Origin of the sequence: Haloechinothrix aidingensis, from assembly GCF_013450155.1 — a bacterium.
GTDB lineage: Bacteria > Actinomycetota > Actinomycetes > Mycobacteriales > Pseudonocardiaceae > Haloechinothrix > Haloechinothrix aidingensis.
Window position 1 is genome coordinate 93,616 of record NZ_JACCKD010000010.1, and the last position, 11,965, is coordinate 105,580.

The window sequence follows — 11,965 nt, forward strand, 5'->3', positions numbered from 1 at the left end:
CAACACGATCCGTGATCACGGCCAGCCTGGCACTGTCCGTCCCAGCCGGGTCGTCGACCGCTGTCACAGTGCCGGGCACGGTGCATCACCAGTAACCAGCCGCGGGTCAGGACTGGCCGACCTCGAAGCGCGCGAAACGTGTCAGCGTGACGCCCGCCTCGTCGAGCAGCTGCTGCACCGTCTTCTTGTTGTCGGTGACGGACGGCTGTTCGAGCAGCACGTTGTCCTTGTAGAAGGCGTTGACCTTCCCCTCGATGATCTTGGAGATGGCCTGCTCGGGCTTACCTTCCTCACGGGCATTCTGCTCGGCGATGTTGCGCTCGCCCTGCACGACATCCTCCGGCACCTCGTCCCGGGAGAGATAGTGCGGCTTGAGCGCAGCCACCTGCATCGCCGCACCGCGCGCCGCGGCGGCGGCCTCCTCACCCTCGCCGGTGTACTCGACGAGCACGCCGACCGCGGGCGGCAGATCGGCACCCCTGCGGTGCAGGTAGGTCTCGACGTTCCCGTCGAAGGAGGCGACCCGGCGCAACTGCAGCTTCTCCCCGATCTTGGCGGCGAGCGACTGCACGGCGTCGTCGACGGTGCCGCCGTCGAGGGGGGCGTCCTTCAACTGCTGCACGTCATCGCTGCGCAGGTTCTTGGCCACCTCGATGATCCGTGCGGCCAGTGCCTGGAACTCGTCGTTCTTCGCGACGAAGTCCGTCTCCGAGTTCATCTCGATCAAGGCACCGCCGTCTCCGGCGATCAGCCCCTCCGCCGTCGCGCGTTCGGCACGCTTACCGACGTCCTTGGCCCCCTTGATGCGCAGGAACTCGACAGCCTTGTCGAAGTCCCCTTCGCTGTCCTCGAGCGCCTTCTTGCAGTCCATCATGCCGGAGCCGGTCAGCTCGCGCAGGCGCTTGACGTCTGCTGCGGTGTAGTTCGTCATCGTGGGTAATCCGTTCCTTCACGAATGATGAGGTCGGGTTGTCGGAAAGGCAGCGCGCCCCGCGCGCCGCGACGGGGCGCGGGGCGCGCCGGAATCAGGAGGTGGGCTGCTCGGTCTCCTCGCCGACCTTGCCGGACTCTGCCTGCTCGGCCTGCTCACCCTCGGCCTCGGCGCCCTCGGCGGCTTCGCCGCTGAGCAGCTCCTTCTCCCACTCGGCGAGCGGCTCGTCGCCTGCCACACCGGGTTCGGGCTTGTCCTCGTCCTCACCGGCGGTGCCGTTGCGCCCTGCCGAGCGGGCGAGCAGCCCCGCGGCGGCGCCCTCTGCCACGACCTTGGTCAGCATCGCCGCGGAACGGATGGCGTCGTCGTTGCCCGGGATGGGGTAGTCGACCTCGTCCGGATCGCAGTTGGTGTCCAGGATCGCGATCACCGGAATGTTGAGCTTGCGCGCCTCACCGACGGCGATGTGCTCCTTCTTGGTGTCCACGATCCACACGGCACTCGGCACCTTGGCCATGTCGCGGATACCGCCGAGTGTCTTCTCCAGCTTGTCCTTCTCACGGGTGAGGGTGAGGATCTCGCGCTTGGTCAGCCCCTGGAAGCCGCCGGTCTGCTCCATGGCTTCGAGCTCCTTGAGCCGCTGCAGGCGCCTGTGCACCGTCTGGAAGTTCGTCAGCATGCCGCCCAGCCAGCGCTGGTTGACGAACGGCATCCCGACGCGCTGCGCCTCGCGGGCGATCGCTTCCTGGGCCTGCTTCTTCGTCCCGACGAACATGATCGTGCCGCCGTGCGCCACCGTCTCCTTGATGAAGTCGTAGGCACGATCGATGTAGTTCAGCGTCTTCTGCAGGTCGATGATGTAGATGCCGTTGCGCTCGGTGAAGATGTAGCGCTTCATCTTGGGATTCCAGCGCCGGGTCTGATGCCCGAAGTGCACGCCGGAGTCGAGCAACTGCTTCATGGTGACGACGGCCATAGCCTTGTTCGCACCTCTATCTGTCTCGGCGTGCCGCTGGCATCGCGGCACGCACGCGGTCGGTTTGCCGCGGTCGAGCGCGCTCGACCGCCCTGGTGCGCTGCCGGCTACCCAACCCCTGGCCGTACCGGAGGGGAACCGCGGGTGGCCGTCGGCGGTCATGCCCCGAGTAGCGTCGCACCAGGCGGCGGCCGCGCCCCTCGGCGCGAACTCGCCACGGTGCCGCGGCGCCCGGAGAACGCACCGCCGTGCACGCGCACGCGAAGTCAACCCACCTGTGGCGGGTTGCGGGAGTCAGTGTACGCGTCGCCGGCATCGCGCGGTGTGCGGGCTCGGTAGCGCGTTCCCGGTCACGGGGTCGCGTCCACGGGGTCGGGGAGCGAGTCGTACACAGCACCGGCAACGCTCCACGGATCCGGCGCCGAGCACGCACCGCCCCCGCCGGTTGCGCCACGATAGCCGCGTGCGTCCCGTTCTCATCCTGGTACTGGCGGCCTGTGTGGCGGCACCGCTGCTGGCGGCACCCGACGCGCGGCCGGTGACCGCCCCGGAGCCGGCTGTGCCGGAGCACGCGCCGTCCGGTACCGGAACCGGGTTCGTCTGGCCACTGCGCCCACGGCCGCGCGTGGTGCGGCCGTTCGAACGACCGGAGTGCCGCTTCTGCCCTGGTCACCGCGGGGTCGACCTGGAAGGCACGCACGGGCAGCCGGTGCGCGCCGCGCGGGACGGCACGGTCGTCTACGCGGACCGGCTCGCGGGGCGAGGGGTGATCTCGGTCGAGCACGGGCAGCTGCGTACCACGTACGAGCCGGTCACACCGCGCGTGGCCGCCGGCGACCGGGTACGCGCCGGCCAGCGGATCGCCACCGTCGTTGCCGGGCATCCCGGTTGCGTGGTGTCGAGCTGCCTGCACTGGGGCCTGCGCCGGGGCGAGGAGTACCTGGACCCGCTGGCCGCGGTCGGGGCCGGGCCGCTACGCCTGAAGCCGGTGCCGCCTGCCGCCGGGTCGTGACCCCGGGCCCGATCCCGGACACGACCGCGGCCGTGGTCGCGCACGGTCCGCCCGCGCGCGACCACGGCCGCCGGACGAGGAACGCTCAGCCGCGGTCCAGCGTGATCACCGGGGACGTCCACGTCTCCCAGTGCTCGTCGTTCCACCGGTCACCGAGTGCCTGCAGCGCCCGGACCTCGATCCGGTAGTCGCCGTCCGGTACCGGCCACGACCAGCCGAACATGCCGCTCACCGTGCCGTCCCACGGGTAGGTGAAGTAGGACGTGCTCGTCGCGTTCCGCTCCACGTGCTCGAGATCCACGACCTTGTCGGCGACCGGGTACACCGGCATGCCCGTATCGGCGTCGCGCACCACCATCTCGAGCTTCTCCACCTGATGACGGAAGTGCACGAGCATGTACGGGATGTCGGGCAAGCCGTCCACCGTCTCCATGGAGTACGTCGCACCGTCCGGCTGGTTCTCGAACTCGCCACCCTCCACGCACTCGTTCTCGATGAAGACCTCGCACTCGGTGATCCTGGTCAGCCACGGGACGTCGTGCTCGACGACCTCGCCGTCCTCGCCGACCTCCTCGAGCGGGGGCATCACCTCGATCGACTGGTACTCGCCCGCGTAGCCGGCGTAGGGCACCCTTGTGGTCTCCTCGCCGTCCTGCCCGTCAGCCGCGACCACCTCGATATAGCCGCCGTACTGCAGGTTCTCGAGCTCGTCCTCGGGAGGGGTGATGCGCAGCAGCGCGTTGACCGACCGGCCCGGCGGCACGGTAACGGTGTCCCGCCGGAACGACACCTCCGCGAAGGCGTCGTTGAACGACGGCTCGACCGTGCTGCCGTGCGTGCCCAGCGCGGGGACGTGCTCCAGCTCGTAGGTCACCGCCTCGCTGCCGTCATTGGTGATGCGCAGCTTCTGCCGCCGCGCACCGGGTTCGCTCTCGCCGAGCGCGAGCTTGCCCGGCGTCACCGTGGTCGTCGCCTGCACCGCTCCCGGCACGTCGAGCATGCCCGCGCCCTGCCGGTGCACGTTGTCCAGCAGGCCCAGATCCGGGTTGCCCCACCACGGCGCCGGGTCGGCACTGTTCTGCAGCAGGTCACGCACCTCGGAGGCATCGAGGGACGGCTCGGCCTCGAGAAGCAGCGCGACACCACCGGCCACGTGCGGCGAGGACATCGACGTGCCGCTCACCGTCGCGTACTCCCCGCGGTGCATCGGGTAGGTCGAGCGGATCAGCCCGCCCGGCGCACCGATATCCGGTTTGAGATCCAGGTCGGGGGACAACCCGTAGGAGCTGAACGAGCTGATCAGCCCGCCGTTCGGGTTGGGGACCTCGGTCTGCTCGTCGCTCCAGGTCAGCGTCACCGGCTCGGCACCGTCCAGCAGCTCGCGCAGGTGCGCGCCACCGGTGTCGGGGATACCGACCGCGAACCCGCCACGGTCGGTGATACCGCCGCCTGCGAACATCCCGCTGACGTTGTTGGAGATCACCACGCCTTCGGCGCCTGCGTCCATCGCGGCGGCGTACTTCTCGTCGAAGGTGCACGTGCCACGTTCGATCAGCGCGACCTTGCCCTCGGGGTCGCTGCCGAGCTCATCGTCTTCGGAGTCGACGCACGCGCGCCCCACGTCGGTGAGCTCCGGTGAGGTTCCCTCGGTCGGGGGCTCGGGCGCGTCGGACATCGGCATGTACGGCACCGGCTCCCCACCGGGGTTGGCATCGAACGTGTTCACCGTGATGCGCGCGTTGTCATAGGAGGCCACGCCGATGACGTCGGCGCCGAGCCCCGGCGCGCTCGCCGAGTACACGCCGTTGGCACCGCTGTTGCCGATCGAGGAGACCACCACCATGCCCTCGTCGACGAGCTCGTCAGCGGCCTTCGCCGTGGGGTACTGCGGCCAGGAGAACGCCGAACCGATACTCATGTTCAGCACGTCCATGTCGTCGTCGAGCGCGCGCTCCATCGCGGCGATCATCACGTCCGCCGTCGTGCTTCCCGAGCAGCCGAACACCTTGTAGGCGCCGAGCTCGACGTCGGGCGCCACACCGGTAACCTCGCCGTCGGCGCCGACGATGCCGGATACGTGCGTGCCGTGCCCGTGGCAGTCCATGGGGTCGGCATCGGGGTCGGGCTCCAGCGTATCCGGGTGTCCGGCGTCGAAGTCGTCGCCGACGAAGTCCCATCCGGTGACAACCCGTCCGGTCGGGAACGAGCCGGGTCCACCCAGGTCGGGGTGGGTGTAGTCGATGCCGGTATCCATCACCGCGACCCGCAGCCCGTCACCGGACAGCCCGAGCTCGGACTGCGCGATGTCGGCGCCGGTCATGCCGAGCGCGGCGGAAAGCTCCGGGTCGGCCTCGGCGGTCTCCGGGATCGCCACCCGCTCCACGGGGTAGAGCGCCTTGACACCGGGTACCTCGCGCATCTTGCCGACCTCGCCGGCATCGAGCTCCACCGATAGCCCGTTCCACAGCGAGTCGAACCGCATCCGCTCGCGGAACCGCACGTCGTGCTCGCGAGCGTTGTCGCGGAACTCCGCTCGCTCGCTGCTCAGCTGCGAACGCGCCGTCCCGGCCGCACGTGGCGGGCTTTCCAGCTCGACGAACCACAGCCCCTGCGCCTCATGCGTCATGGCGCCGTCCTCGGCAGCGGGCGCCGGGTAGACCGGCGCGATCTCCGCACTGTCACTGGCGCCTGCCGGGGCGGCGAGCACGCCGAACACCAGCGCCAGGCCAGTCAGAACCGCGAACCTTCTGCGGTGCGGTGACACCGTCACAACATCACGTCCCTTCCACCGGAGTCGCGCGCCGGGACGCGGTTGTCGACACACCTTGTCCCCCAGTAGCGGTTCTCGCACATCCGGGACGTTTCTACACCAGTGGTGTCATCCGGGTCCTCGGCGCGGGTCGTCCGAGATCTTCGATCAGTCCCGCTGGAATGGCAATACGCCGACCAGCCGAGTTTTCACTCGAATGGGGGACGACCTTAGGCGTTGGCTTGCTCGGTGAGCTTCGCGCGCAACCGCAGCACCGCGCGCGTGTGCAGCTGGCTCACGCGGGACTCGGTCACGCCGAGCACACGACCGATCTCGGCGAGGGTCAGGCTCTCGAAGTAGTACAGGCTGACGATGATGCGGTCCCGCTCGGCCAGCTGCGCGATCGCGTCGGCGAGCTGCTTGCGGTTGTCCCGGTCCACCAGCACCGACACCGGGTCGATCGCGTCGTCGTCCGCGATCGTCTCGGCGATCGGGCCGTCGCCCCTGTGCCCCCCGACCAGCCCTTCCAGTGCCACCACGCTGGTCAGCTGCAACTGCCCGTAGAGATCGCGCAACTCGGCGACCGAGATCTCCAGCTCGTGCGCCAGCTCGGCGTCGGTCGGAGTGCGATGCAGGCGGGCGCCGAGACGTTCGAGCGCGCGCTCCACCGCCCTTGCCCTGCTCCTGACCGCGCGGGGAACCCAGTCCTGCGAGCGCAGGTCGTCCAGGATCGCGCCGCGGATCCGCTGCATCGCGTATGTCTCGAACTTCAGCCCCTTGTCGGGGTCGAACTTCTCGATGGCGTCGACCAGCCCGAATATCCCCGACTGCACGAGATCACCGACATCGACATGAGTGGGCAGCCCGGTGCCTACACGCCCGGCGACGTACTTGACCAGCGGGGCGTAATGCAGCACGAGACGCTCGCGCACGCTCTGGCACGGCGCGCGGGCGAACTCGCGCCACAGCGCGTCGATGCCGTCGGGGCCGTGGTGATCGTCCCTCGCCGCCGTGCTCCGGTCCGGCTCGGTGCCGCTCGCAGGCTCGGAGTAACGGTCCGAGCTCGCGACCGAGCTCACCACACTGCCCCCGGTGTCCCTGTCAGGCTCTGGGGTGCGTTCGATCATGGATCGCCTTCAACCGCTCGACTGTGACATGAGTGTAGAGCTGTGTGGTCGCTAGCGTAGCGTGACCGAGTAACTCCTGAACGCTACGAAGGTCGGCACCGCCTTCGAGCAGGTGGGTCGCGGCGGTGTGACGCAGGCCGTGCGGTCCCATGTCCACGGCTCCCTCCACCGGCCCGACGGCCTCGTGCACGACGCGGCGTGCCGCGCGCGGGTTGAGCCTGCCGCCCCGCGCGCCGAGGAACAACGCCTGTTGCCGATCACCCTCACCCGAGGGCACCAGCTCCGGGCGCCCCCTGGACAGCCACGCGCGCAGGGCATCCGCCGCCGGCCGGCCGAACGGCACCATGCGTTCCTTGCGCCCCTTGCCGAACACCCGGACCAGCTGGTCGGTCGGGTTCACGTCACCGAGGTCGATGGCGCACAGCTCGGAGACCCGCACCCCGGTCGCGTAGAGCAGCTCGACCACGGCGCGGTCGCGCAGCGTCAGCGCGTCGGCCCCCTCGTCGGTAGCCGCGTCGCCGTGCCCACCGGCGTCGCCGCCAGGCGAGTCGCCTGCCCGCATGGCCGCGCTCGCCTGCGCCGGACTGAGCACCCCCGGAAGCGTGCGGTGCACCTGGGGGGACGCCAACCGCAGTCCCGGGTCGGTGGGGAGGTAGCCGCTGCGATACGCCCACGCGGTGAACGTGCGCGCCGCGGCGGCACGCCTGGCCAGGGTCGTCCGACCGGCCCCTGCCGCATGCTGCGACGCGAGCCAACCGCGCAGCTCGGCGATATCGAGACCGACCAGATCGGCGTCCTCGGCGGGGCCACCCTCGGGTGGAGCGGACTGATCGACGCCGTGCAGGTGCGCGATCAGCGAGATCACGTCCCCAGTGTAGGCCCGCACGGTGTGCTCGGACAGCCCGCGCTCACCGCGTAGATGGCGTTCGAAGCCGTCCACGACTCGCGCGCACGTACCCGGCAACACCGCGCGGAGCCCGCGCGTGGACACCCGGTCGGACGAAGAGGATCGCATGATGGCAAACGCTGCGCGAGCGAGAGCCGCGGGTCAAGGATCGCCACACCGTCACAACCGACTCGCGCCCGGGAGCCGCAGCTGATCGGCCCCTCCGGCACGCATGCGGACATATCACCCAGTTGGATTACGATGGGCTGCCGTCCGCCCCGGAGGGCCGTGCACGAGTGGCCGGGCGAGGGTCTGCCGGCGGGAGGCTCGCGACCGGCGGCTGCCGGTGACCGGCAACACCGGCGACCCACGCGTCGGGAACATCCCGACAGAAGAACAGGTCTCAGGTGAGGAGTTCCCGTATGGCACCCGACTGGTCGCAACATCCCAGCGCCGATCTCGCGATCCCCGAGCAGCCACGGTCCGGGCGGACGAGCGGCCGGCGACGCGGACCGTGGGTCGCGGTGATCGCCCTCGCCTGCTGCCTGCTACTGATCGGGTTTCTCACTCTCCGTGCCGGCACCGAACCGGAGCGCCTCGCGGGTGAGGCGGTCCCCGCGACGACCGTGCCGACCTCCGCTGCCGAGACGGACCCGCCCGCCTCCCCCGGCGACACCGACGAGCGCCCGGAAGAGCGCCTGGACGAGCCCGGTGAGCTGCTGTCGGACACCGTGGTGGCCAGCGACGGCTTGAGCCAGGTCCGGGTTCCCGGGTACTGGGCCGAGGTGCCGGACGAGTTGCGGGACGTGGAGGCGGTGATCGCCATGGGCGAGCCACTCGCCAGGGCCTCGGTGGAGGTGTTCACCTACCCGAAGGAGGACTACACCAGCTTCGACGACTACGTGTCGCTGACCGAGGACTGGTTGCGCAGCGACGAGTTCGGCGAGTCCACGATCGACGACGTCAGCGAGGTGACCGCCGACGGCAGGCCCGCCATGCGTTTCGAGGTCACCGCCAGCAGCGGAGGGGTCAACCAGGTCATGTGGTGGGTCCTCGTGCACGGCCAGCACGCCTACTACGACGTCGTCGGCTGGACGGTCCCCTCGGAGCGTGACCAGACCGAACCGGTGATCGCCGAGGTCATGGCATCCTTCGAGGAGATCGAGGACGAGATCTAGCGCTGCGGCTCTCAGCGCACGGACCGGCCGCGCAGCCACCCGTCCTCGCGCCGCAGGCTGAGCCCGTCCAGCTCCAGCTCGCAGAGCACCGCACGCGCCGTGCCGACCGGGAGCCCGGCCTCCGTAGCGAGCTGCTCGGCCGAGCGGCCGCTGCGGGCGTCCAGCGCGTCGTAGATCCGCACGGCCGTACGGGACAAGCCGTCGAGCTCGCGCCCCTGTTCGGCAGGGCGCTGCTCGGGGTCCACCCCTGACCCGCCGACCTCCTCGGCCACCTCGGCAGCCGAGGCGACAAGCGTGGCCCCTGCGGAACGGACCAGCTCGTGACAGCCGCGCGACATGCGCGACGTGACCGGCCCCGGTACGGCCATCACGGACTTGCCGAGCGATGTGGCCGTGCTCGCGGTGTTGCGGGCGCCGCTGCGCAGGTCGGCCTCCACCACGACGGTTCCTGCGCTCAGCGCGGCGAGCAGCCGGTTGCGCACCAGGAAGCGGTGACGCGCGGGACGGGTCCCCGGCGGGTACTCGCTGAGCACGAGACCACGCTCGGCGATCCGGCGCAGCATCGCCTCGTGACCGGCCGGGTAGCCGGCATCGACCCCGCACCCCAGCACCGCGACCGTGCCGCCCGTGCTCGCCAGTGCGCCGCGATGGGCGGCGGCGTCGACGCCGTACGCGGCGCCGGAGACGATCGTGACACCCTGCGCGGCGAGCGTGTACGCCCACTCCGCTGCGGTGTGCTCGCCGTACCCGGTGGCGGCCCGCGCACCCACGATCGTGACCGACTGCCGGACGGTGCGCTCCAGCGGGGACTGCCCGCACGCCCACAGGGCGAGCGGGCTGAGCATCCCCGCGACACCGCGGCCCGCGGCTACCTCGAGGCTCAGTAACGGCCACGCCGGCCACTCCTCGTCCTCCGGGACGATCAGCCGCATGCCCGCTTGCCGCGCCCGGTCCAGCTCGGCCGGGCTCACGGTCCGGTGCGCGCGTGCCCTGGTCAGCTCGGCGACCTCGCGAGGGACGTCGCCCCGGTGCACACGCTCCGCGGCGGCGACGGCTCCCTGCTCGGTCACGAGGCGTGTCAGTGCAGGCGCGGGAGGCTCGGCGACCCCGAGAAGGTATGCGCGCGCGGCCCGCACCCGTTCATCGGCCGCGACGTCCATCACACCGCCCTCCTGTCCCGGAACTCCAGTGCCGCGGCGACGTCCTCGGGTTCGGGGCGATCCCGCGCGGCCAGGTCGGCGAGCGTCCATGCCAGCCGCAGGCACCGGTCGGCTCCCCGCGCCGTCACCGCGCTGCGCTCCAGTGCGCGGTCGAGCACCGCGGTCACCGTCGCCGGTAGCGCGAACTCCTGCCGCAGCGCCGGTCCGGGTACCTCGGCATTGGTCCGCCAGCCGTGCTCCGACCAGCGCCGTAACGCCCGGTCGCGCGCCCGTAGCACGCGCCCGCGCACCACATCGGTACTGTCCACGGTCGGCCCCGAGTGCGCATCCATCGCCGTGACCGGCCGCATACGGACCTGGATATCCACCCGGTCGAGCAGCGGCCCGGAGAGCTTGCCGAGGTAGCTCCTGCGCACCGCGGGCGAGCACGAGCATTCCGACTCGCGTGCAGGGGCGCACGGGCACGGGTTCGTCGCCAGCACGAGCTGGAAGCGGGCCGGGTAGGTCACCGCGCCGCGTGAGCGGGCCAACCGCACCTCCCCCTCCTCCAGCGCGGTACGCAACGACTCGAGACGCTCCGCCCCGTACTCGCAAGCCTCGTCGAGCAGCAGCACCCCTCGGTGTGCCCTGCTGATGGCCCCCGGCGCCGCGATGCCGCTGCCTCCGCCGATCAGCGCGGCCACCGAGGTCGAGTGATGCGGCGCCACCAGGGGCGGCACCCGGATCAGCGGGGCTCCGGGCGGTAGCGAGCCGTCGACCGAGCGCACCGCGGTGGCCTCGAGCGCCTCGTCGTCGTCCAGCAGCGGCAGCAGCCCGGGCAAGCGGTGGGCGAGCATGCTCTTGCCGACGCCGGGCGGGCCGATCAGCAGCAGGTGATGCCCGCCGGCCGCGGCGACCTCCAGCGCGTGACGAGCCTCGGGCTGGCCGACCACGTCGGCGAGGTCCCCCGCAGCGTCGGGGACCTGCGCGGCGGCCTCGGGCGCCGTGTGAAGCTCGCGGTCCGCGCGCAGCCAGTCGAGCACCTCGGACAGCTCGGCGGCCCCGTACACCTCCATTCCGGGGACGAGCCCGCCTTCGGCGAGCGACTCCGCAGGCACGACGGCGCGGGTCATCCCGGCTTCCCGCGCCGCGAGCAGGCTCGGCAGGACCCCGCGCACATGCCGGATCCGCCCGTCGAGGGCCAGCTCGCCGAGCAGCGTGGTCCCGGACAGCCCGGAATCGGGCGCCACACCCGCGGCCACCAGCGTGGCGATGGCGATCGCCAGGTCGTAGGCCGATCCGACCTTCGGCAGGTTGGCCGGGGACAGGCCGAGGATGACCTGCTTGTCGGGCCAGCTGTTTCCGGAGTTGCGTACCGCGGCACGCACGCGGTCCTTCGCCTCGCGCAAGCCCGGGTCCGGTAGGCCGAGCAGCTTCGTCCCCGGCAGGCCCGCGCCGATGTCCGCCTCGATCTCCACGACCGTGCCGCGCAAGCCGAGCAGCGCGATGGACCAGGCGCGACCGAGGGCCATCTAGAACGCCCCCTCGATGTGCCGGATCGCCGGGCCGTCGCCCGCACGCCAGACGATCGCGAGGACATCGAACCGGACCGGCACCCACGGCACGCAGTAGATCGACAGCCAGCGGTACGCCAGCCTGCGGATACGTGCGACCTTCGCGGCGCTCACCGCCTCGGCCGGCTGGCCGTACCCGGTCCCCGACCGTGTCTTGACCTCGCAGACGATCAGGCTCTCGCCATCCGTCGCGATGATGTCCAGCTCGCCGTCACGGCACCGCCAGTTGCGTTCGAGCACGACGACGCCGCACGCCTCCAGGTACTGCTGGGCCAGCTCCTCACCGTCACGTCCCAGCCTGTTCCGGCCGCCCACCGTTGCCGCCCCCTCGAGTCCCGCACGACCAGTTACGTCCGGGACGACACTGCCGTGCGCCTCGGGTGGGGCACCAGT

General features: G+C 71.0%; 10 protein-coding genes. 2 read left to right on the forward strand and 8 right to left on the reverse strand.

Going from position 1 to position 11,965, the window contains the following annotated elements:
* Positions 1 to 106: 106 nt before the first annotated feature.
* Positions 107 to 931 carry a translation elongation factor Ts gene (tsf, locus tag H0B56_RS22015; RefSeq protein WP_089302411.1) on the reverse strand — a complete coding sequence of 275 codons (825 nt, stop codon included), beginning with the start codon at positions 929 to 931 and terminating at the stop codon, positions 107 to 109.
* A gap of 94 nt (positions 932 to 1,025) precedes the next feature.
* Entirely contained in the window at positions 1,026 to 1,907 is an 882-nt protein-coding gene (rpsB, locus tag H0B56_RS22020; RefSeq protein ID WP_180895034.1) for a 30S ribosomal protein S2, read from the reverse strand.
* A gap of 463 nt (positions 1,908 to 2,370) precedes the next feature.
* Between rpsB and H0B56_RS23115 the strand changes: the two genes are divergently transcribed.
* The gene (locus H0B56_RS23115; protein ID WP_343064005.1) at positions 2,371 to 2,919 is read left to right on the forward strand and encodes a M23 family metallopeptidase; all 549 of its coding nucleotides are present in this window, start codon (positions 2,371 to 2,373) and stop codon (positions 2,917 to 2,919) included.
* 85 nt (positions 2,920 to 3,004) lie between these two features.
* Here the strand turns inward: H0B56_RS23115 and H0B56_RS23365 are convergent, their stop codons facing one another.
* The 3 genes from H0B56_RS23365 to H0B56_RS22040 form a co-directional block, all read right to left on the reverse strand.
* A complete protein-coding gene (locus tag H0B56_RS23365) occupies positions 3,005 to 5,689 on the reverse strand; it encodes a S8 family serine peptidase (protein WP_219633054.1) in 2,685 nt (894 codons plus the stop codon).
* A gap of 209 nt (positions 5,690 to 5,898) precedes the next feature.
* On the reverse strand, positions 5,899 to 6,795 hold the full coding sequence (locus H0B56_RS22035) for a FliA/WhiG family RNA polymerase sigma factor (protein WP_180895036.1): 897 nt from the start codon (positions 6,793 to 6,795) through the stop codon (positions 5,899 to 5,901).
* Entirely contained in the window at positions 6,770 to 7,810 is a 1,041-nt protein-coding gene (locus H0B56_RS22040; RefSeq protein ID WP_180895037.1) for a tyrosine recombinase XerC, read from the reverse strand. Before H0B56_RS22040 ends, H0B56_RS22035 begins: the two co-directional genes overlap by 26 nt.
* A gap of 293 nt (positions 7,811 to 8,103) precedes the next feature.
* On the opposite strand from H0B56_RS22040, the gene H0B56_RS22045 reads away from it, so the two are divergent.
* A complete protein-coding gene (locus tag H0B56_RS22045) occupies positions 8,104 to 8,859 on the forward strand; it encodes a hypothetical protein (RefSeq protein ID WP_180895038.1) in 756 nt (251 codons plus the stop codon).
* Positions 8,860 to 8,870: 11 nt separating this feature from the next.
* Here H0B56_RS22045 and dprA read toward each other — a convergent pair whose 3' ends face one another.
* Genes dprA through H0B56_RS22060 form a run of 3 tightly spaced genes read right to left on the reverse strand, consistent with a single transcriptional unit; the run spans position 8,871 to position 11,887 of the window.
* Positions 8,871 to 10,019 (reverse strand): DNA-processing protein DprA, encoded by a 1,149-nt coding sequence (gene dprA / locus H0B56_RS22050; RefSeq protein WP_180895064.1) that lies wholly within the window; start codon positions 10,017 to 10,019, stop codon positions 8,871 to 8,873.
* Positions 10,019 to 11,530, reverse strand: a complete 1,512-nt coding sequence (locus tag H0B56_RS22055) for a YifB family Mg chelatase-like AAA ATPase (RefSeq protein ID WP_180895039.1) — start codon at positions 11,528 to 11,530, stop codon at positions 10,019 to 10,021. The genes dprA and H0B56_RS22055 overlap by 1 nt, the downstream gene beginning before the upstream one ends.
* Positions 11,531 to 11,887 (reverse strand): YraN family protein, encoded by a 357-nt coding sequence (locus tag H0B56_RS22060; protein WP_180895040.1) that lies wholly within the window; start codon positions 11,885 to 11,887, stop codon positions 11,531 to 11,533.
* Positions 11,888 to 11,965 lie beyond the last annotated feature (78 nt).